The organism is Streptomyces sp. NPDC048516 (assembly GCF_043199875.1).
Classification (GTDB): Bacteria; Actinomycetota; Actinomycetes; order Streptomycetales; family Streptomycetaceae; genus Streptomyces.
The window spans coordinates 131,708-152,208 of record NZ_JBICWS010000018.1; the positions used below are offsets into that span (position 1 = coordinate 131,708).

Annotated in this window: 20 protein-coding genes and 2 pseudogenes; 15 read left to right on the plus strand and 7 right to left on the minus strand. The window is 69.7% G+C overall.

The window, feature by feature from the left end; translation table 11 throughout:
* Positions 1–65 precede the first annotated feature (65 nt).
* Complete coding sequence (locus tag ACGFR7_RS29800; RefSeq protein ID WP_393325207.1) at positions 66–860, minus strand: alpha/beta fold hydrolase; 795 nt, start codon at positions 858–860, stop codon at positions 66–68.
* Positions 861–1,013: 153 nt separating this feature from the next.
* Between ACGFR7_RS29800 and ACGFR7_RS29805 the strand changes: the two genes are divergently transcribed.
* The gene (locus ACGFR7_RS29805) at positions 1,014–1,964 is read left to right on the plus strand and encodes a LysR family transcriptional regulator (RefSeq protein WP_393325209.1); all 951 of its coding nucleotides are present in this window, start codon (positions 1,014–1,016) and stop codon (positions 1,962–1,964) included.
* Positions 1,965–2,789: 825 nt separating this feature from the next.
* Here ACGFR7_RS29805 and ACGFR7_RS29810 read toward each other — a convergent pair.
* Positions 2,790–3,209: a hypothetical protein gene (locus tag ACGFR7_RS29810; protein WP_393325211.1), complete on the minus strand. Its 420-nt coding sequence runs from the start codon at positions 3,207–3,209 to the stop codon at positions 2,790–2,792.
* A 456-nt stretch (positions 3,210–3,665) separates the two neighbouring features.
* Entirely contained in the window at positions 3,666–4,190 is a 525-nt protein-coding gene (locus tag ACGFR7_RS29815; protein ID WP_393325213.1) for a hypothetical protein, read from the minus strand.
* A 1,296-nt stretch (positions 4,191–5,486) separates the two neighbouring features.
* Here ACGFR7_RS29815 and ACGFR7_RS29820 point away from each other — a divergent pair.
* The 3 genes and pseudogenes from ACGFR7_RS29820 to ACGFR7_RS29830 all read left to right on the plus strand — a co-directional run.
* Entirely contained in the window at positions 5,487–5,762 is a 276-nt protein-coding gene (locus tag ACGFR7_RS29820; RefSeq protein ID WP_393325215.1) for a lamin tail domain-containing protein, read from the plus strand.
* 448 nt (positions 5,763–6,210) lie between these two features.
* Complete coding sequence (locus ACGFR7_RS29825; RefSeq protein ID WP_393325216.1) at positions 6,211–6,639, plus strand: VOC family protein; 429 nt, start codon at positions 6,211–6,213, stop codon at positions 6,637–6,639.
* A gap of 71 nt (positions 6,640–6,710) precedes the next feature.
* Positions 6,711–6,935 (plus strand): annotated as a pseudogene (locus ACGFR7_RS29830) (ATP-binding protein); the annotation flags it as partial.
* A gap of 28 nt (positions 6,936–6,963) precedes the next feature.
* Here ACGFR7_RS29830 and ACGFR7_RS29835 read toward each other — a convergent pair.
* On the minus strand, positions 6,964–7,719 hold the full coding sequence (locus ACGFR7_RS29835) for a methyltransferase domain-containing protein (protein ID WP_393325218.1): 756 nt from the start codon (positions 7,717–7,719) through the stop codon (positions 6,964–6,966).
* Between the two features lie 261 nt (positions 7,720–7,980).
* Between ACGFR7_RS29835 and ACGFR7_RS29840 the strand changes: the two genes are divergently transcribed.
* The 3 genes from ACGFR7_RS29840 to ACGFR7_RS29850 all read left to right on the plus strand — a co-directional run bounded on the left by ACGFR7_RS29840 (position 7,981) and on the right by ACGFR7_RS29850 (position 10,632).
* Complete coding sequence (locus tag ACGFR7_RS29840; protein ID WP_393325220.1) at positions 7,981–8,400, plus strand: hypothetical protein; 420 nt, start codon at positions 7,981–7,983, stop codon at positions 8,398–8,400.
* A 514-nt stretch (positions 8,401–8,914) separates the two neighbouring features.
* Complete coding sequence (locus ACGFR7_RS29845) at positions 8,915–9,667, plus strand: FG-GAP repeat domain-containing protein (protein WP_393325221.1); 753 nt, start codon at positions 8,915–8,917, stop codon at positions 9,665–9,667.
* A 230-nt stretch (positions 9,668–9,897) separates the two neighbouring features.
* Complete coding sequence (locus ACGFR7_RS29850; protein ID WP_393325223.1) at positions 9,898–10,632, plus strand: S1 family peptidase; 735 nt, start codon at positions 9,898–9,900, stop codon at positions 10,630–10,632.
* A 493-nt stretch (positions 10,633–11,125) separates the two neighbouring features.
* Here the strand turns inward: ACGFR7_RS29850 and ACGFR7_RS29855 are convergent, their stop codons facing one another.
* Positions 11,126–11,725 carry a TetR/AcrR family transcriptional regulator gene (locus ACGFR7_RS29855; RefSeq protein ID WP_393325225.1) on the minus strand — a complete coding sequence of 200 codons (600 nt, stop codon included), beginning with the start codon at positions 11,723–11,725 and terminating at the stop codon, positions 11,126–11,128.
* 104 nt (positions 11,726–11,829) lie between these two features.
* Here ACGFR7_RS29855 and ACGFR7_RS29860 point away from each other — a divergent pair, with 104 nt between their 5' ends.
* Together ACGFR7_RS29860 and ACGFR7_RS29865 are read left to right on the plus strand one after the other, a co-directional pair.
* Positions 11,830–12,246, plus strand: coding sequence for a nuclear transport factor 2 family protein (locus ACGFR7_RS29860; protein ID WP_393325226.1), 417 nt, complete (start codon positions 11,830–11,832; stop codon positions 12,244–12,246).
* A complete protein-coding gene (locus tag ACGFR7_RS29865; RefSeq protein WP_393325228.1) occupies positions 12,243–13,115 on the plus strand; it encodes an NAD(P)H-binding protein in 873 nt (290 codons plus the stop codon). Before ACGFR7_RS29860 ends, ACGFR7_RS29865 begins: the two co-directional genes overlap by 4 nt.
* Positions 13,116–13,330: 215 nt before the next feature.
* On the opposite strand, the gene ACGFR7_RS29870 is transcribed toward ACGFR7_RS29865, so the two are convergent.
* Both ACGFR7_RS29870 and ACGFR7_RS29875 read right to left on the minus strand, forming a co-directional pair.
* Complete coding sequence (locus ACGFR7_RS29870; RefSeq protein ID WP_393325230.1) at positions 13,331–13,552, minus strand: hypothetical protein; 222 nt, start codon at positions 13,550–13,552, stop codon at positions 13,331–13,333.
* Positions 13,553–13,599: 47 nt separating this feature from the next.
* A complete protein-coding gene (locus ACGFR7_RS29875) occupies positions 13,600–14,706 on the minus strand; it encodes an ATP/GTP-binding protein (protein ID WP_393325232.1) in 1,107 nt (368 codons plus the stop codon).
* Positions 14,707–15,202: 496 nt separating this feature from the next.
* Between ACGFR7_RS29875 and ACGFR7_RS29880 the strand changes: the two genes are divergently transcribed.
* From ACGFR7_RS29880 to ACGFR7_RS29905, 6 genes and pseudogenes are all read left to right on the plus strand, one after another.
* On the plus strand, positions 15,203–16,018 hold the full coding sequence (locus ACGFR7_RS29880) for an SDR family NAD(P)-dependent oxidoreductase (protein WP_393325234.1): 816 nt from the start codon (positions 15,203–15,205) through the stop codon (positions 16,016–16,018).
* Positions 16,019–16,674: 656 nt separating this feature from the next.
* A complete protein-coding gene (locus ACGFR7_RS29885) occupies positions 16,675–18,237 on the plus strand; it encodes an FAD-dependent oxidoreductase (protein WP_393325236.1) in 1,563 nt (520 codons plus the stop codon).
* A 198-nt stretch (positions 18,238–18,435) separates the two neighbouring features.
* A pseudogene (locus ACGFR7_RS29890) lies at positions 18,436–18,873 on the plus strand (transposase); the annotation flags it as partial.
* 65 nt (positions 18,874–18,938) lie between these two features.
* Positions 18,939–19,118: a CopG family transcriptional regulator gene (locus ACGFR7_RS29895; protein WP_329536949.1), complete on the plus strand. Its 180-nt coding sequence runs from the start codon at positions 18,939–18,941 to the stop codon at positions 19,116–19,118.
* 1 nt (position 19,119) lies between these two features.
* Positions 19,120–19,464 (plus strand): VOC family protein, encoded by a 345-nt coding sequence (locus tag ACGFR7_RS29900; protein ID WP_393325238.1) that lies wholly within the window; start codon positions 19,120–19,122, stop codon positions 19,462–19,464.
* Positions 19,465–19,486: 22 nt separating this feature from the next.
* Positions 19,487–20,344 carry a class I SAM-dependent methyltransferase gene (locus ACGFR7_RS29905; protein WP_393325240.1) on the plus strand — a complete coding sequence of 286 codons (858 nt, stop codon included), beginning with the start codon at positions 19,487–19,489 and terminating at the stop codon, positions 20,342–20,344.
* The last annotated feature ends 157 nt before the right edge of the window (positions 20,345–20,501 follow it).

Below are 20,501 nucleotides of genomic sequence, written 5' to 3' on the forward strand. Positions count from 1 at the left end.
CGCCGATGGGTATCTCTGTGACGGGCGGGGGGCGTTCTCCTTCTCGGCGGGCTCGTCCGGGCGGGTTACGCGGTGGCGCGGGCGGCCGAGGCCAGCCGGGCGAGCGCGGCGCGCAGCGCGGCGTTGAACCGTTCGGGGAGCTCCTGGTGTGGCATATGGCCCGCGCCGGCGATCACGCTGACCTCGGCGCCGGGCGTAAGGGCGGCGCAGGTCTGGGCCACCTCCAGGGGGATCGCCGTGTCCAGCTCACCGTGGAGGTAGTGGATCGGCACCTGCAGGCCGGGCAGCGTCGGGCGCGGGTCGTAGCTGTCGGCGGTGGCCTGGTGCTCGTCGATGTAGACGCCGGAGTCCAGGATCTGGCGGACCGTCCAGTCGATGAGCGCGGGCGCGGTGCCCGGCGCGTACCACCCCGGCACCCAGCCGGCGACCGTACCGGCCCGGTCGCGGCGCAGACCGGCCACGAGCTCCGCCTGAGCCTGCGCCTGCATCGACGGCCAGTAACCCGGCGCGCCCACCGGAACCACACCTGCGATCAACTCAGTTCTTCGCACCCCCAGTTCAGTCGCGAAGGTCCCGCCGATCGACGAGCCGATGACCACCGGCCGGTCCAGCCGCAGCGCGCCGATCAGCGTCACCAGGTCGCTGACCACCCCGGCGGTGGTGTTGCCCCGGACGGGGCGGGCCGACCGCCCGCAGCCCCGCCAGTCGACGGTGACGACCCGGTGGTCCCGCGTGAAATCGGGCAGCTGGGCGCCCCAGGTCCGGCTGCTGGTGCCCCATCCGTGCAGGAACAGCAGCGCCGGGCCGGTCCCCTCGTCCTCGTAGTGGAGCGTGGTGTCGTGGACGTCCAGACTGGGCATGGTTCTCCTCTGCCTTGTAGGCCCTCGCGGGCCGCGCGATTCGTGATCTCCCCAGCCAACCGCGATCATCTCCGCCGGCCAATGAGCGATCCGCGCCTACACTGATCGCAAACGGTGATCAATGCCGGTCACCGCGAACAGGGGGCCGGGGCCATGGAGCTGCGTCAGCTGCGCTACTTCCTCACCGTGGCGGAGGAACTGCACTTCGGCCGGGCCGCCGAGCGGTTGCATATCGTGCAGTCCGCGGTCAGCCAGCAGCTCCGCCGGCTCGAACGCGAACTGGGTACCGAGCTGTTCGCCCGCTCCACCCGCGTCGTCCGGCTCACCGAGGCCGGCCACCGGCTCCTCCCGTACGCCAGGGAGATGCTCGCTCTCCAGGCACGCGCCCGGGAGGCCGTCGACGAACTGCGCGCCGGACAGGCCGTGACGGTGCGCCTCGGCACCAGCGCCGGGCTGGGTTCCTGGCTGGACGCCGTACTCCCCGTGTTCACCAGGGATGGCGGCGATTCCCAGTTGGAACTCGTCACCAGGAGTACCGAGGAACGTCTGGCGCAGGTGCGGGCCGGTGGCCTGGACGCCGCCCTGCTGCGCGGTGAACGGAGCGACCCAGGGCTGGAGTTCCTGCCGCTGTGGCAGGACGCGCTGATGGCGGCGCTGCCCGTCGGCCACGAGCTCGCCGCGCGGGAGACCGTCGAACTGGCCCGGCTCGCGGAACTACCGCTGCGGCTCTCCCCCCGCTCCCGCAACCCCGCACTCCACGACCTGGTGATGCACTCCTGCCGGGCCGCCGGCTACACGCCCGTCCTGGGCCCGGAGTTCACCAATGACCAGGACACCCTCGCCGCCATCGGCTACGGCAAACCGTCCTGGACGGTCTTCTACGCCCCGTACGCCGATCAGCTCCCCGTTCCCGGCGTGGTGTTCCGCCCCCTGAGCGATCCGGCGCCCGTCATGCAGACCTACCTTGCGGTGCGGAACGGTCCGTCCCGCGCCGCGCTGCGTGCCCTGATCGAAGCCTGCTACGAGGCAGTCGAGGGGCCCGGCAGTCGGTCAGCCTGCGGCGGGATGGGGTGGAGCCCGACTTCTGGACGGCGACATGCATGAGGGCCTGGAAAGCTCAAGGCCCAGCCGTTCGGCGGGTCCGAGTCAAACATCCCCGAGCATGCCCCTGGCGTCATCGCTTCCTGACACCCACCCGGCACGCCCGCAGCGCACCCGCCCAGCGGGGCTTGGAAGGAGCGCCGGACAACCCAGGCGCCGCTCACGGCTCTCCGCTCTCTGACCGTGAACCGCTTGTCTACGGGCCCGGCACACTCACACAATCCGGGGCCCGGTAGGAACGGATCAGAGAACCGGTGCCCCCGGCGGCCCTTTTGCCACCGGGTCCCAGAGTCGTCTGCTGTTTGATCGTTTGGCGGTCAAGGTGTGGGTGGCCGCCGGGCCCCGGTTCGCTGCCCCGTCGCGGTTCTGGGTCAACGTCGAGGACGTGGTCGAAAAGACCGCCGGCAAAGGCAGCCGCGGACCGTACGCGACTGATACGGTGCCGGCCGAACGGCCCAGCCCCGCTCCGGGCGACCGTGCCAGCCCCGCTCCGGGCGACCGCCGAGGCGCGCCGCCCGGAGCTGGGGGAAACGGACTGCACCGGTGGCTGCTGCCGGCTTCCTAACCGTGATCGTGCAGCAGTTCGGGGAGTTCGTGCAGGGGGCAGACCGGGACGTTCCCTGGGAAACGCACACCTTCGCGCCCCCCGCGGGAGCTCCACTTCGACGCGAGCCAGTACGACGCCGAAGTGGCTCGCACCGAGGCGGACCGCTGGTGGCAGGTGCAGCCGTGTAGCCCACCACGGCGCGCCCAATCCACTGCCTGTCCCTCCTTCCTGTCCCTCCTTCGCACATCCCCGCCGAGACGGCCTGCGGCTTGGTTTCGCGCTCAGCTCATCTCGGTCCCGCTGATGTAGTACACCTCGACTGTCGCGGTGCCGTGCAGGAACTGCTCGACCAGCGCTCCGGTGCGGTCACCGCGGTCCCATGCGCCCCTGGCCTTGGGGCTCAGCTCGCGCAGGCCGAGACCGGTGCTGTCCGGGCGAATGAGCAGGTCTGCCCAGCTCGCGCCTCGCAGGTACTTCTCCAGCGTTGGGCCGGTGCTGACCTTGGACTCCAGATAGCGGTGCGGCGGGAGCCCGTCGCGGTTGCCGATCGGCTGACCGTTCAGCGCCCTGGACAGCACGTCGCGCGATGCGGTGTGCCAGCCAATGTTGGCGTGTTGGAGGGCGGACCAGTTGGCGCCCTTCTGGCCCGCCAGCGTGATGTCGGAGTTGGTGATGCTCCTGAGGATGAAATGCCCTGCCATGATTGTCCTTTCGGGATTCGGCCGCTGTCTTTGGCTCACGGCCCGGTCTTGTGATGTCGGGGGAGGGGCAGGCTGGTTGGCCCTGCGCCGCCCCGGTGGGATCAGTGGCCTCGGCAGGGGCGGGCCGCCTCTCGCCGTGGCGCGGTCAGGACCCTTTCCCAGGCGCCGTCCGCCGGCCGGCGGCGGTGTCGCACGTACACCGGCGCCGCGGCCCTGACCACTCGAGCGGGTCCCGTCTCAGCACCCCCGTGTGGTCCCGGAACAGCACTCCCGTTGATCTCCCGCTGCTGATCCCCACCGACCGCCACGAACGCTGCTGACCGGCAACAACGCCACCCACAATCGCCACCCACAATCGCCACCCACAATCGCCACTCGCGATCCGTCAGGTCCCCACGACCCGCACCAGGCCCAGCGATCCGATCAGCAGAAGGAACGAGATCCTTCGTGCAGCTCCTAGCCGGCCTGCTGCAATCCCCAGTAGTGGGGCTCGATGGGGGCCTGCGTCACCACGAGTCGACCGGTTGCGTCGGGACTGTCCACCAGCTTCCCCCACGAGCGGGAGTGGTCGCCGGGGGTGTGCTCGAGGTCGGCCCACACCACGCTGCCGGGTCCGGCGGAGCCGTAGGAGACGGTCCACTCGGCGTACTTGTCAGTGCAGTTGTCGGTGACCGCCACGCGGCGCGTGTCCATCACCCTCAGGCAGGTGCGCGGGTTCGATCCCGGCACGGAGACTTCCATCGTTCCGTTGGGGCGTTGCCGTACCTGCCAGCTCGCCGAGGTGGACGTGTTGTCGGTACAGGCGCCCAGCGACGCCGCGACGGCACTCCCGTTCAGGTTGGGCCGGACCAGGCACTTGCCGTCATTGAGAGCCGCGAACCGGTAGACCCCGTCGACGAGCGGGGCGGCATGGGCGGGTTGCGCGAGTGCCGCGGCGGCCGCAACCGCGGCGGCCATGACGGCGATGACGCGTGAACGCATGGGGTGGGGCTCCTCGAACAGCAGTGGGTGAGCCGATCGCACGGCCCGGACCTGGTCAAACGCACATTCCACCGGAGACAGCCGGCGGCACCGATCCTTGAGTACCGGCCCGCCCGGTAGCAGACTGCGGTGGCCGCTGTCACTCGCCTGGCTGAGCCGCATCACCCGATGGCGTGGCGGGGGCGGGGCTGTGGCCTCGCCGGAGTGAGCGTGGCGCACGCAGTGCAGCCGGCCCCGCGCGCTGATCCACCGGGGAGGACAGGGCAGCCCGCGGTTCGGCGCGATCACCTCCCGCTGCACGCCTGCCCTTCATGTCCTCGACCGGCTGCCGGGCAGCGGCAGCGGGTCCTGGGGGAGCGAAAGCGTCAACGACTTCGGCACCGGCGGCCTGTCCGTCGGCCGGTCCGCCGGGCTGCCCGCCTACTGGACGGGAAGCACCGTGCACCGCGTCCCGCTGCCGTCCGGGTACGACGGCGGCTCGGTCGCCGCCGTGCCCCGCACCCCGTGCTCTGGACATGCGCCCTGGGCTGAGGGCTGTCCTGCAATCCCCGGTGGATCAGCCAATCCCGGAGGATCAGCGTGGTGGCGTCAGAGGCAATGCCTTCGCTGCGCTCACTCCGTCTCAGCTCTTCATCAGCTGTGCGGCTGCCGAGCTGCATCGCAGAGCGGAGGGTCGCCCTCGTACTGGGCGTATTCGGCCGATCCGACCATGCGGCGTGGGGGCACCTCCCAGCGTTAGCCGGGGGAGTGCCATAGCGGCCGTCGTGCGAGCGTCAGCTTGCACAGGGACGGCGCAACCCAGCACTTCTCCTACAGCCACGTTTCTGCGGCCTCCGCAGTTGAGGATCCCGCCCGCCTGCCCGCCCGCGTACGGTCGAGGCGGGCGGGACGCGGTGCGGCTCCGGACCGAGCCGCGGTAGTGGGGTGTCGGTGCCCGAGGGGGAATCGGTGCAGGAGGTCTTGGCCCTCGGGGCCGGAGCCCGACTTGGCGGCCACGAATGCCGCGCCGTGAGCCACGTGGACGTGGTTGGTGCGGGCGCCGGTGGTCAGGCTGTCGACGACGGTGCCCTTGCGCGGGTCGACGATCGCGACGGTGGTGCCTGGGTACCTCCATAAAACAGAACCTATGGCGTGGAACTGGCATTCCGGCATAGAAGGCCACGTGACAGGCGTCACTGCGCTATGGGGTTGTACTGCTTCAAGCCGTATCCGGCCGGAACCCCCTTCGGGGGTGCCCTCTGAGGGGTTTTCTGTGTCTGGACGGGGCGACCGTTCCCACCGAAGCCTGAACGCGGAGTGGGTTACGGTGAAGCGAGTCGGCCGCCCCCCCCGGTCGGTATCAAGGGCTGGTCCCTGTCCGATAAGTCCGGCCACGGCTACCGCCTCGGCAACCTCCGCTTCAACGGCCACAGCCGGATCCGTGTCCATGCCGGCAGCGGACACGGCAACCACCGCGACGTCTACCAGGACCGCCGTGCCTGCGTCCGGGACAACACCGGCGACACCGCCACCCTGCGCAACGACCACAGTCGCGCCATCGATGCGGCAATCCGGGGGCGTCGTGGTCGCTGACCGCCCCGGAGCCGGACGGTGAGCTGTGCCGCTCACCGGCCACACGGTGCGCGCCGCAGGCCCGTGCCTGCGGCGCGCCGCCACGTCCTGCCGGGTTCCTGTCCAAGGGGAGACCCGCGGGCCGCGGGCTGGTGTCTGTGCAAGCCGCTGAACACTCGGACGTGCAGGCCGGCGTCACTGTCGGAATCGGGCCTGAAGGCCGAAGGGCGTCCTGAGAATTGTCCCGTAACTGATCTCTGGCATGAGGGTAGTTGGTCAGGGCTGGCTGGACCCTGGGGACCACCGGTTGGCTCCGCCGCCGGCGTTGCATCGCTCTCGTGGATCATCCTGTTTGATCAATTGGTGCCCAAGGTGCCCAAGGTGGCTCAGGGCCCGACGGGGTGCGGCCGGATCGATCCCCCTGGGAAATGAGCGGCAGAGTCCCAAGTCCCCTTGGTACGGTGCGCCGATGTCATCGATCAAGAAGTTCCAAGTCACCTTTGACTGCGCACAACCTGAGCGTCTCGCTCGTTTCTGGTGCGAGGTGTTGGGGTACGTCGTACCGCCGCCACCGGAGGGGTTTGCCACTTGGGATGATTTCAAGCGTTCGCAGCCACCCGAGCAGCGGGATTCATGGTTCGCCTGCGTAGATCCCTCAGGTGTGGGCCCGCGGCTGTACTTCCAGCGTGTCCCTGAAGGGAAGGCCGTCAAGAACCGGGTGCATCTTGATGTGCGGGTCGGCACCGGACTGGTGGGTGAAGAACGCCTCGCCGTACTTGAGGCCGAATGCGCACGACTGGTCCCGCTCGGCGCAGTACACGTGCAAACGCTGTACGACGGCAATGATTCGTGCATCCCGATGCTGGACATCGAGGGCAACGAATTCTGTATCGACTGAGCATATGGGGCAGGAGTCATCCCGTGAGGGCGACGCGGCCACTGTCCACACCCTCGCCCGCTGCGAGTGGAAAACTCGACCGCCACGGCGCCGAGCTGCTGTTCCAGGTGCTGACCGAGCGGGAGGAGAAGAACAGCGTCGTCATCGCCTCCAACGAGTCCTTCGGCGGCTGGACTAAGACGTTCACCGATCCCCGTCTCTGCGCGGCCATCGTCGACCGTCTCACCTTCAACGGCGCGATCATCGAGACCGGCACCGACTCCTACCGCCTCGCCGGCACCCGAGCCCGAGCCTGAGCCGAAGCACCTGCTGAGGCCAGTTGATTCAACGGGAACAGATCACGCTGACGAGAGTGAACGATGCGTAGAACGGCCGCTGGGAAAGGCTGGCAAACCAACGATGGCCGCGGCTTCGGTCGATCCAGCCCTCCTCGATGGCCTTCTGCATGTTGCGGCCGAGGCCCAGGGTGTGGTCCGCCTCTTGGAAGTCACGGAAGACGGGTGTCGTGGCGAGCACGGTTTCGGTGGAGAAGCCTGCCTGTTCGGCGAGGCGTGCGAGGCTGCGTCCGATGGTCGCGTGGCGGACCACTTCTGCAGTGGTGTATCGGGTGAAGGCGCGACTCGTCTCGAGATCCTCAGCATCGACGATCAAGGTGTCCCAGTCAGGTTCGGCAAGGCCGATCCGGGCGCCTGGCCGGGTTGCGCGATGGAGCTGCGTAAGAGCGGCCGTGGGTTCGGCAACATGCATCAGAACCCGGTCGATCTTGGCCCGGTCCACCGTGCTCGGCTCGACGGGCAGGGCATGCACGTCGCCCTCGCGGATCTCCACCCGACGCAAACCGTCCGTGCGTTCGCGAGCCTGGGTGAGCATGGCCGGATCGCGATCTACGCCGATTACGGTGCCGCTGTCCCCGACACGTTCCGCCAGCGCCGGCAGATCGGTGCCCGGTCCACACCCCACGTCCAGGACGGTCTGGCCCCCCTGGACGTCCAACAGGTCCAGCATCTGCCGCTTGTACGCACGGCCGGCATCACCGGCAGCGGCCCGCAGCATGTAGGAAGCCTGGTCGGGTCGGGACACACCAAGAGTAGATGACATGGGGGCCAGTCAAACACTCCCGTCCCCATCTGACGTCATTTCTCGTGAACATCCACGGGACTCAAGATCACAAACTGCTGCTCGCACTCACAGTCAATCGCTGCCGCTGGAACTGAACCAAGCCAGTCGACCGGTCCTGCGGTGGTGGTCACTGAGGAGAGTGGCAAGTCATGCCACAGCGCCACCATCCCTACGCCGCGCCGTCCGCTCAGCACATCACCTCATGGTGGTTGAGGGGTGGGGATGGAAGAGTCGGTCGTCGAATGCGTCAGGTACAGCGCTCCGTGCGTGGGCTGCGGGGCGCAGTCGGAGTGCTGGGGTGTCCACTGTCTGATCGGTGGCTCGCTGCGGTGGGACGTGGAAGCCGTGTGCTCGGCATGCGGGCAGGCGACGGCCGAGTGCGGCCTGGACCTGCCCACCCGGCTGCGAGAGCGGCTGCTCGCAGACCACGGGCCGGCCACGTTGCGCGTAAGGGATCCGTCGGTGGAACGTGTCGCGGTCATGCGAGTGATGCGTGCTGTCCTCGGCGTTGGTCTGACGGGGGTCAAGGCCGTCGTGGGCCAGGTGCTGGCAGGGGCCTGCACCGGCACGCTGCCCGAGGTGGAGTTGCTCGCCCGCAAGCTGCGTGGAGCCGGAGTCGATGCGGTAGCTGCCCGCCCCTGAGCGACTGCTGGCGACGGAGCGTTCAGCCCTCGCGAGGGGCAGAGCTCCTTGGACGTCCCCGTCGTGGTGCTCTGGCCCACGGAGGAAGAACACCCCGCCCAGGTTCTCGAGCGCTACCCCGAGGCCCGTCCCGGCCGCTCACTCAGGTGAGCGTGTGCGGGCCGCGATCCGCGATCCGCGCCCAGGTCACCGCGGTGGTGATGCCGTCGCAAGCAGGCCGGCGCGCTGCGGTCTGGCGGCCGCCTCGTCGAGGTGCCGGATAGGCGGGCGTGACCTGAGGGGCCGGCTACCGCCAGGAGGCGGCGGAGGAGCTTCCAGACCTTGGCTGTTCCGGCGTCGACGGACGGGCCGCCGACGCCGGAACAGCCGGGCCGGGCGGCCTGCTCTGCCGAGCAAGCCCAGTCGTCACGCTCTCCCGGTTACACGTCACGGTTGTGTAATACCGCGATCCGGGCACCAACGTGTAGGGCGCTGACGGCATCTCACCTCGCAGCAGCGACATGAGGAGTTCGAGATGCTTCGTCAACGTTTACGCCTGATCGCCGTGCCGGTTGCGGCCGTCACCCTGTCCCTGACTGTTACTGGCTATCAGGCCCTTGCGGCCCCGGCCCCGGCCCCGGCCCCGGGCGGCGGGGCACGGGCCGGCAAGGCCTCCGCGGCGACGGCCCCGTGCCTGGCCGATGCCACCACGCTGGTCGGCGACCTCGACGGCGACAAGCGCCCGGACAGGATCAGCAATCCCGGTCTCACGGGCACCAGGATGACGATCCAGTGGGGTGCCGCGAACGGTTCGTTCGGCAAGGCGTACCCCGTCAGGGCCCTTCTCGGCGCGAAGAAGGGGGAGGTCGCGACCGCCGCGGTCGCCGACTTCCAGCGCGACGGCACCCTGGACATGGTCGTCAACCTCGTCACGCCGGCCGACGGCGACGACCCCTCGACGGCACGCGTCGCGCAGTACCGGCCCGGCCCCCTCAAGCGGGCGGACCTGGCCTCCGCCAAGACCCGGCACTCCGACATCGGCGACCACGGCGAGGTCCAGCAGCTCCGGATCGCCGACTACGGCGGCGACGCGTACCCGGACCTCGCGGTCCTCAACAACTCCGGCGACGGAGGACTGGACCGGGACGTACGCCTGACGAAGCCGGGCAGCGGCCCGGGCACCTACGACTACGAACTCCAGGTGAAATACGGCGAGTTCGCCACCACTTCAGAGCCGCCGGCCATGCCCGGCGACGGCTGGAAGCACTTCTACAAGCCCTGCTCCTGACCACCACCGGGCGCCGACGGCCCTCCCGACACCGGCCGACGGCGCCCGGCACCGGAGCGGGCCGGAACATACCGGTGAAGGTGCCGCCCTCGGCCCCGGCCCGCCCCGTGACGTCCATGAAGAGCCGAAAGAAGCGCCCAGGCCGTTGCATTGAGATCAGTCGGAGCTGTGCTGCTCAGCGGGTATCCACACCCGTACGGCCCATGGCCCGGCGAAAGGAGCTGTTCCGGATGGTACGTCGAATTCGTGTGCTGCTGCTGTCCGTCTTACTGCTGGTGACGGGCGCGGTGATGTCGTCCACACCGGCCTCCGCCGTCATCGGCGGGTCGACGAGCACCTACGGCCCGTGGGCGGTGCGGATGCTCGTCGACGGCAAACCGGCGTGCACCGGGACGGCGGTCACACCTCAATGGATCATCAGTGCCTCGCACTGCTTCTTCGAGCAGGCACAGCCGATCGCCGACAAGCGGATCTCGTTCCGGGTCGGCAGCCTCGACATGCGGAAGGGCACCACCATCCATCCGGTGCCCGGTCGGCGTGTGGGAAGCGCGCACGCCGACATGATGCTCATCAAGGTCCCGCCGATGAACATCCGCACGGCACCCCTGGCCGCGGCCCCGGTCCACCCCGGCCAGACTGTGCGGCAGTACGGGTGGGGTGCCACCTGCACCGGGGACGAGAACACCTGTCAGTCCCCCGTGCTCAAACAGTCGGACCTGCGGGTCGTACGGCCGGACGACCCGCGGTGCGACGGCTACACCGCACCGGGCGGCTCGGACTTCTGCATGGAAAAGGTGTCCGGGATTCCCGCCGGCGGCGACTCCGGAGGTCCGGTGATGAGCATCGCCTCACACGGCGCCGAAACCCTCCTCGGCGTCTTTGACGGCTCCGACCGGGAGTACATCGCCCAGGCCGGCGAGATCTCCCAGCAGCTCGCCTGGATCCGCTCGGTCACCCGGCGATAGCGCGAGCGCCGGCGGAGCGGACGCCGACGACGCCCGCGTGCGAGGCCGGCGTATGGCAGCCACGTATGGCAGCCGAACGCGCAGCCATGTACGCCTGCCACGTACGGCACCTCGGCGTCGGTGCCCCATCCGCCCGCGATCGGCTTCGCCCGAGCCATGGCGCGGCTGGGATTCGTGCGGGATCGTCGGCGGGCGTCCTCGGGCGGCTCAGCTCCCTGTCTCCTGGGGGGAGCGGACGTACGGCCGGCACCCGTCGGCGGCCAGGCCGAAGAGGAGATGCGGCGCTCGTGCCTGGTGTATGGAGTGCTGCTTCCCTTCGCCTGGGCTGACAGCTCGAGTGCCTTCGCGCCGTCCACACAGCCGGTGCACCAAGTCCCCGTCAACTCTGTCGCGGCACACGCCGGGCTGGGCCGGGCCGGACCAGGCCGGACCGGGCCGGCCACGACAAGACGGCCCACGGCCTGTCGCCGAACTCCTGCCGATACACCTGCCGTTACACCAGCCGTGACACCTGCCCCAGGACGGTGTCCACGAAGGCCGCCAGTCGATTCCTCATCCTCCGGGGGCTCATGCCCTCCGCCCCCGCGAGGTGCTCGACCAGGTCGGCACGGGTGGCTGCCAGCAGGGCATGCGCGGTGAAGTCGGCGTTGTCGTCCGTACCGGGAAGCCGGCTCAGGGCATCCCGGAGGATGTCGTGCCACCAGGCGTAGTGCGCAGCCTGGTAGGGACTGCCGCTGCCGGCCTCCTCCAGGGCGAGCGAGAGGTGCCGGTTGTCGAGTTTGAACTTCAGGAGCGCGTCGAGCACGGCCGGCACCCGCTCGCGCGGCGGGGTGGCGGGGCCGAGCGGCGCGGGGCCGGTCTCCACGGCTGCCCGCAGCGGCTCGATCCGGGACGCGAAGACGGCCTGGATCAGGCCGGTGCGGTCGCCGAAACGGCGGAAGAGGGTGCCCTTGCCGACGCCGGCCGCCGCCGCGACATCGTCCATCGACACGCCGCGCGGGCTCTCACTGCGTGCGAAAAGTTCGTCAGCCGCGGCCAGGACCGCCTCCCGGTTGCGGAGCGCGTCAGCGCGGGCGGACGTGCGTTCGGCCATGGGAAGTCTCCCCTTTACGAAGCGGACCGGCAGTCCGTATAGTTCATGACGGCTAAGCGGACCGTTGGTCCGCATTCTCCGCAGTCTAGAGGCGAGGCATTCCCATGCGCGACACCGACCCCGCGAAGCTCTTCCGGCACGGCTTGCAGCTGTTGCTGGACAAGAACATGGACGGCTGGGTGGAGCTGTGCGATGACCGGGCGGTCTTCGAATTCCCCTTCGCCCCGGCGGGCTACCCCGCCCGGCTCGACAGCAAGGCGGCGATCGCCGCCTACCTGCACGACTACCCCGAGCACATCGACCTCCAGGACTTCCCTCACCTGGAGATCCACCGGACCGACGCCCCGGACACCCTCGTCGTCGAAATGCGCGCCGCCGGGCGGATCGTGGCGACCGGAGAGCCGTACGAGATGGCCTACGTCGCCGTGGTGACGGTCGTCGACGGGCGCATCACGCACTACCGCGACTACTGGAACCCGCTGGCGATCCCGGCGTCCATGGGCGAGGTGAAGGCCGCATGACCGGTCACCACACCGTCCTGGTCACCGGCGCCACCGGAACCACCGGCAGCCGCGTCGTGGCCCGCCTGGCTGCCGACGGTCACACCGCCATCGCCGCGAGCCGCCGCGCGTCCCTGCCGTCGGGCGCCGCCCGGTCCGTCCGCTTCGACTGGTACGACCCGGCCGACCACGGCGCGGCGCTGCACGGCGTGGACCGGGCCTACCTCGTGCCGCCCATCGGGGACCCCGACCCGGCCGCAGTGATGCTGCCCTTCCTCCGGAAGGCGCGGGCGGCCGGAGTGCGCCGGGCGGTCCTGCTCGGTTCGTCGGCCATCCCGGCCGGCGGCCCCGGAGTGGGGCAGGTGCACACGGCGCTCCCCGGGCTTTTTGACGAGTGGGCGGTGCTGCAGCCCTCCTGGTTCATGCAGAACTTCACCGGCGACCACCTGCACGCGAAGAGCATCCGATCGGAGGGTGTGATCCGCACGGCCACCGGCACCGGTCGCGTCGGCTTCGTCGATGCCGGCGACATCGCCGCCGTCGCGGCGCGTCTCCTCACCAGCGCCTCCGCGCCACCTGCCACCGGCCTGGTGCTCACGGGCCCGCAGGCACTGAGCCACGACCAGGTCGCCACCCTCTTCACAGAGGCGACCGGCCACCCCGTACGACACCTGCCACTCACCCCCGCACAACTGCGCGACCGGCTGGCCACCGCGCTACCCGAGGCGTTTGCCGACCTGCTGACCGAACTGGACCAGGCGATCGCGGCCGGAGCCGAGGACCGGGTGACCGACACAGTGGAACGCATCACCGGACGCCCGCCACGTGCGCTCCGCGATGCGGTGGAGGAGTGGGCCTCGTCCCCCTCAGCGGCCTGCCGCGAAAGTTGATCCTGCCTGGACCGGAATTCTCGTTGCCGGCTTTGGCGTGGCGAAGGGCGGGAAGGACGGAAGATCGCGTGCAAACCCGAGTTTCGGCATACGCCATCGCGAGGACATACTCCGCCGTGCGGTGATCGCACGCGGGCGGCGCTCAGCCGGCCGGGGCCTGCGGCGACCCCGGACCGACAAGTAGCGGCTTCCCGCGCCTCCAGGCTCCTCAAGGGCTACTCCTTGGCCGGGTCGGAGCCTGGCCCTTTGACGATCCGATCGTCGACCTCAACCGACTTCCAGAGCCGGCGGCCGATCCGGACCTTCATGGATTCGCCATCGGCAAGGCGGACCTCGACGAAGTGGTACATGTTCGAGCCGTCGAGCATTCCCCGGGACTTGTTGGTGACGATGCCTTCCCAGGACTCGTCTCGTCCGATTTTGCGAGATTTGAACATGCTGTGGAGCTTACGAGGATCGGCAACTTCACCTGTAGGTCCTTGAGTCATGTCCTGGGGATGACATATGTCCTGCCGGGCCACCGCGGCCGTATCACTGCCGGGATCGGCGTGCGGCCTGGGCGCGCTCTGCTCAAGTGCGGCGAGTAGGTCCGCGGCGGGCCGCGGCGTCGGCAGCTCCGGGACTTCGCTTCCTGCAAGACCGGATCGCAGCCTCTCCATCTGCCCGAGAAGCACGGCAACATGAAGAGGCATCGACCAACGGTTGCGGATGCGGGCCTGGCTCCGATCATGCCGCCGGTGCGTTTGTGCAGGTAGCGGTCGATTTTGACCAGCGTCCCCGGGGTGTGGCGGCGCAGTAGCAGCGTCCGCTCCATGGTGCTGACCAGTCCTTTGCACTGCTGGTTGTAGGGGAAGGAGTGGGTGGGGATCAGGGTGAAGCGTCCGGCGATCTGGGCCCCGCGGGTGCCGGAGAGCAGGCTGCTGTGCTCGATGTCGATGCCGACGTAGATGAACGTGGGGGCGATGCGTTCGGAGAAGTACTTGAGGGTGTCCGCGATCTCAGCGCCGTGGCGGGTGGTCAGGGATATGTTGTCAGCTCGTCGACCAGGATCAGGCCGGTGCGGGCGGTGGTGCAGACGCCGACGACCGAGTCGATGATGTCGGTGATGCTGAACTTCCCGATCATGGGCAGCCCCAGGAACCGGGCGAATTCGGCCGCGAGCATGCGAGGGGTCGCGGCCGAACGGAACGGTGATGTAGACGACGGGGATGCGGTCCTCGACCTCCGGGTTCCGGGCTCGGTCCTGGAGCTCGTGGGCGAGGCCGAGGTGGGTGATGGCGATGGTCTTCCCGGTCCCGGCGGGGCCCGAGACGATCAGGCCGTGGCGGACGCTGACCGCGTGCCGGTTGAGCAGGAACAGCCGGCGGCCGCTGGTGCCCGTGTGCCGGACCGCGGAGGTGGCCACCACCAGCAGGCGGGTGTAGTGGTCCAGGCGGTCCTCGTCGTAGTGGTCCAGCTCGGTGTCGGAGAGGGCCGCGTACTCCTCCTCTCTCAGCGGCGGGGGCGCCGGTGGCCTCTGCGAGGCGAACGCGCGCCAGCCTTCCCGCGTGGTCAGAGGCTGGGCGGCATCCGTGTCCAGGGCCTCCGTCACGAACGCCTCCAGGGCTTCTCTAGCGGATCGAACGGGCCGAGCGGGATGACGTCGGCCAGCCCTTCCGACTCGGCCGATTCCGCGGCGGCGGGTTCGGTCGGCGCCGGTGCTGAAGCCGGCGGAGGCAGGGGAGTGGACGGGCGGGCGGCCCGGGTGCGGGCCGCGACCCCGCGGTCCTTCTTGGACTTCCTGGCAATCGGTCGATGTTCAGCGTCAGAGGACAGCCGAGTGCCGGGCTCAGGAGCAGGACGGTGTTGATGCGGCGTGCTTCTGCCGCAAGCCCCCGCCGTCACGCCGTCACGCCGTCACGCCGTCACGCCGTTCCACCGGTTAACCACCGCTTGGTTCGACGCTGCCCTTCGCCGGGATCGTCCCCCGCCCCGCGCCCAGTCGCGGTGCCGACGGAAGCGGCAGCCGGTCGGCCCGGCGGCGCCGGCACTTCGTATGCTCGCAGTGCGGGGAACCGGAAATTGACCACCTTCGGAGGCGAACGACCATGTCGCAAGAGCGTGTTGTCCTGGTGACGGGCGGGGGAACGGGAATCGGGGCCGCCACCGCCCGGCTGCTGCGCACCGCCGGACACCAGGTCGTGATCTCCGGGCGGCGGCCCGAGCCACTGCGCCGGGTGGCCGAGGAGACCGGAGCGCTGGCCCACCCCTCTGACGCCGCCGACCCCGATGCCGTGCGCGAGCTCGTCGAGACGACGGTTGCGGCCTACGGGAGACTCGACGGTGTGGTGCTCAACGCCGGAATCGGGCGGGGCGGCGCGGTCGGCGACACCGAGGTCGAGGACTGGGAAGAACTGATACGGACCAACCTCACCGGCCCGTTCCTGCTGCTGCGTGCCGCGCTGCCGCATCTGCTGGCGGCCCGCGGCGCAGTGGTCGCGGTCGCCTCGGTCGCCGCGCTCCGCAACAGCGCCGGCAACGCCGCCTATGCGACGTCCAAGGCGGGTTTGCTCCACCTGTGCCGTTCCCTCGCCGTCGACTACGGGCCGCAGGGGCTGCGGGCCAACGCGGTGTGCCCGGGCTGGGTGCGTACGGAGATGGCCGACCAGCGGATGGCGCGGTTCGCGGCGGAGGCGGAACTGGCGGGCGGTGCCGAGGCGGCGTACCAGGAGGCGAACCGGCTGACTCCCGCCCGGCGGCCGGGTGATCCGGAGGAGGTCGCCGCGGCGATCGACTGGCTGCTGTCGCCCGCCGCGTCCTACGTCAACGGGGCCGTCCTCACCGTCGACGGCGGGGCGACCACGGTCGGCGTCGGCGGTGCCGCCTTCGACCACCGGATCGAGGCGCGCACCCCGCGCCTGTAGCGGACTACCGGACAGGCCCGTTCCACAGGGCCCTTGGCGGGGCGGGAACCCGTAACGGGGCCAGGGCTCAGGAAAGAGGCCGGGCCTGGAAGCGCCGCCGGCGGCAGCCGTGCTCGTCGCCGGGAATTCGATGCCGGCGGCGGGGCGAGGGGGTGGCCGGTATCAAGGCGGGGCAAAGACAAAGACGCTGTCTACGGGGTGACGACTTCACAAGTGCTCGATAAAGCCGAGCCGGCCGCACGATCGTCCGGGTCGTATCGGGCGCGGTACGACGTGGCGGCTACGCCGCTGATCAGCGACTGGGATGGCCGGCAGTAGCGGGGGTGCTGGCACGGTGGCCCTGCCCTGGCAGCAGTTTCGCTTTGCCACCAAGTCACCCGGCCCGGTCTCGTCACATCCTGTTCTGGGGTCAACCCGCGAAGGAGTGCGAGTGTTGACTATTACGCCGCCCACTTCAGTTCAGGGCCGGTGAGTTGTTGGCGTTTGTTCCGGATCTGCGGGTGGGGGAACCCTGCGTGTTGTCGGGTTTGGCTGGGCGGTGGTGGCCTTGATCGTTCTCAGCGCCAACTGTGCCGGCCCCATTTTCCTCGTGGGGCCGGTCCCTTGACACCGCGGCGCTTTTTTGGCCTTTTCGGCCCTCGGTCATAGTCGGCGCCATGGACTATGACGTAGTGGTGGCCGGAGGCGGCCCGGTCGGACTGATGCTGGCCTGCGAGCTCCGGCTCGGAGGCGCGCGGGTGGCCGTCCTGGAGCGCCTCACCGAAGTGAACTCGACGATCAAGGGCGGGGCGATCACCACGCCCAGCGCCGAGGCGCTCTACCGCCGAGGCATGCTGCCCGCGCTGGCCGAGGTGCAGCGGCAGACGATGGAGCGTTTTCAGGCTTTCCTGCGCGAACGGAACGGCGGGGACGGAGGCGGGGACGCGGGCCAAGGGCTCGGGATCGTCGGGCACTTCGCCGGAATCATGCTGCGCGCCGACCTGGTCGACCGTACGGAGCCGGGCCTCGGCGACGCCGGACCCGCCGCCGAGATCGCTTTCGTGGCGCAGCAGGACGTCGAGCGGCTGCTCGGCGGGCGGGCGGACGAGCTCGGCGTCGACGTGCGCCGGGGAGTGGAGCTGACCGGCTTCGACGCGGACGACGGGGCCGTCACCGTGCGGACCAGCCACGGGGCCATACGCGCCGGCTGGCTCGTGGGCTGCGACGGCGGCCGCAGCACGGTCCGCAAGCTCGCGGGGTTCGAATTTCCCGGTACGGACCCGGAGACCACCTGTCACCAGGCGGTCGTGGAGATGACCGGCGCCGAGGACCTGAAGGTCGGCTGGGCCGCCACGGACACCGGGGTGTACGCCCACGGGCCGATGCCGGGCCGTGTCGTCACCGTGGAGTTCGACGGCCCGCCGGCCGACCGGGACGCGCCGGTCACCACCGAGGACCTCCAGGCGCGGCTGCGCCGCGTCTCCGGCGTGGACGTCACGATCACCGAAGTGCGGACCGCGACCCGCTTCACCGACCACGCCCGCCAGGTCCCCGACTACCGCAAGGGCCGGGTGCTGCTGGCGGGCGACGCGGCGCACGTGCACTCCGCGTTCGGCAGCCAGGGGCTGAGCCTGGGTATCGGGGACGCGATGAACCTCGGCTGGAAGCTCGCCGCGGTGATTGCCGGCCGGGCGCCGGAAGGGCTGCTGGACACGTACACCGCCGAGCGCCACCCGGTGGGCGCGTGGGTCCTGGCCTGGACCCGGTCCCAGGTCGCGGCCATGCGCCCGGACCCGCAGTCCCGTGCCCTGCGCGAGATCGTCAGCGACCTGGCGGAGACGGTAACGGGCACCACGTACCTCGTCGCGCGGCTCAACGGCGCCGCGGTGCGGTACGAGCTGCCGGGCGAGCACCCGCTGACCGGCCGCAGCACCCCGGACCTCGAACTCACCGACGGCGGCCGCCTCGCCGACCACCTCCACGGCGGCCGGGCGCTCCTGCTCGACCTCACCGACGACCCGGAGCTCCGGGCCCTCGCTGCGGGGTATGCCGGCCGCGTCGACACCCTGACGGCCGGCTGCCCGTCCCGCCCGGAACTGGCGGCGGTCCTCGTCCGTCCGGACGGCTTCACGGCCTGGGCGGCCGACGTGGGGGCGCAGGCGCCGACGTCGACGGCCGGGCTGGCGGAGGCGCTGGAGGAGTGGTTCGGAGTGCCAGAGGGTGCGGTGACGCCGGGCTGATCCGCCGCTCTGCTCACTGACTCGAACCACGAGTCGATCCCACCCACGGCCGCCGCACCCGCCCGGTGTGGCGGCCGCCCGCACCTCAGTCCCGGCCCAGCAGCAGCCCGGAGCTCTCACCGGCCGCCTACCGCACCCGCTGCCACGCCCTGCACCGCTGTTACCGCTCCCGGCACCTTACGAGCCGGTGACCAGTGCAAACGACATATCACGGTGGACACGCTCGGCCTGCCTGTGAGGATCACGGTGACGCCCGCCGACATCCAGGACCGCGACGCCGCCCGCGACGTGTTCTGGCGGCTGCGTCTCACCCAGCCGCAGATCACGCAGGTCTGGGCCGACCGCGGTTACGCCGGCGAACTCGTGGACTGGGCCCGCGAACGCCTCTGGCTCACCCTCCGCATCGTCTCCAGGCCGAAGGGCACCCAGGGCTTCGTCGTCCTGCCCCGCCGCTGGAAAGTGGAACGCACGATCGGCTGGTGCATGAACGCCCGCCGCAACGCACGCGACTACGAGCGGCTGCCCCAGCACTCCGAGGCCCACCTGAACTGGGCACTCATCACCATGATGACCCGGCGCCTGATCCGCAAGAGCCCCCGCACGGACCGTTGGTCGAAGAAGTCGACACCGACCTCCTGAACCAGCCGGCTTGGTTCGCCGTATCGGCGCTCCTAGCATCCTAGGATGCTAGGATTTGTCTTGTGGGTGATGAAGAAGTCAAGCAATTCAACGTGTACCTGCCGATCGGGCTGATCAAGCAGGTCAAGTACCGCGCCATCGAGTCGGGCATGTCGTTGTCGGCGCTCGTCGCTGACGCGCTGCGCGCCTACCTCGATGACGCCCATGGGAACAAACAGCAATCGCCTGAGAAGGAGACCTGACATGACGACCGAAGGAATCGAAGCCGTGTTCCTGACGACGCACAACTGGGGCAAGGCGGCGAAGTTCTTCCAGACGCTGGGCTACGAACTGGAGTTCTCGACAGACCACAACTCCGGCCAGTTCCGCAACGGCGACGGTCCCTACGTTTTCATCGCCGAGGTTCCCCAGGACCAAGAGCCCCAGACGCGGATCGTGCTGAAGGCGCCGGACGCAGACGCGTTCCGTCCCGATCCTGTCGTCGAGGTGGTCACGCCGTTCGAGGACACCCATTACGGGACCAAGGAGATGACCGTCCGCGACCCCGACGGGCGCCTGTGGAGCCTCCAGGCTCCCGCCAACAACTGACTGCGACGAAAGGGGGAACACCATGGCGCACGAGCAGCCCGAGGCACCGGACAACACCGCGGTGCGGACCGCCCTCTGGCGGGCGATGCACCTCCAGGTCGACCCGCCCCCGCATGTGGTCGAGGACGAGATCGGCCTGCAGCTGGCGGCCCCCGGCGACGACTGGCACAACCGCCCGGACATGGATCCGCAGGCCACCAGCGGGTTCCGGTCGGCCATCGTGGCCCGCGCTCGTTTCATCGAGGACCTGATCGCCGAGCAGATCGACCGAGGCGTGACCCAGCACGTCATCCTGGGAGCCGGTCTGGACACCTTCGCCCAGCGCAAGCCGGAGCTCGCCTCCCGCCTGCAGATCTTCGAGGTCGACCAGCCCGGCACCCAAGCCTTCAAGCGCCACCGCCTGGTCGAACTCGGCTACGGCATCCCCGACTGGCTGCACCTGGTGCCGGTCGACTTCGAGGCCGGTGCGTCTTGGTCCGAGCAGCTGTCCACTGCAGGCTTCGATCCCGGCCGACCAGCGGTCATCGTCTCCACCGGCGTCACCATGTACCTCACCAAAGACACCACCGCTGCCACCCTGCGCCAGATTGCCGGGCTTGCACCCGGCTCAACGCTCGCCATGACCTTCCTGCTGCCTACCGAACTTGTCGACGCCGCCGACCGCCCCGGCCTCCGGGCGAGTGGGGACGGCGCACGAGCATCCGGGACGCCGTTCGTCAGCTTCTACAGCCCGCAGGAAATGCTGGCACTGGCCCGCGAAGCCGGCTTCAAAGGCTCCCGACATGTGTCGGGAGCCTTGCTCACCGAGCGCTACTTCGCCGATCGCACCGACGGCCTTCGCCCGTCAAGCGGAGAGGATCTGCTGCTGGCCACCACCTGACCTTCGTCAATGCCGTCTGTTCCAAGAAGCGTCCGAGCCTTGCGGTTCAAAAACACCTACTGAGAGGTCGTTTTCATCTCTGGTGTCCCGTTATTACGCCTTTTCTTTCGCGTAGTGGTGTGGTGCTGAGGGGACTGTGGAGTGGGTCGGTTCTGGT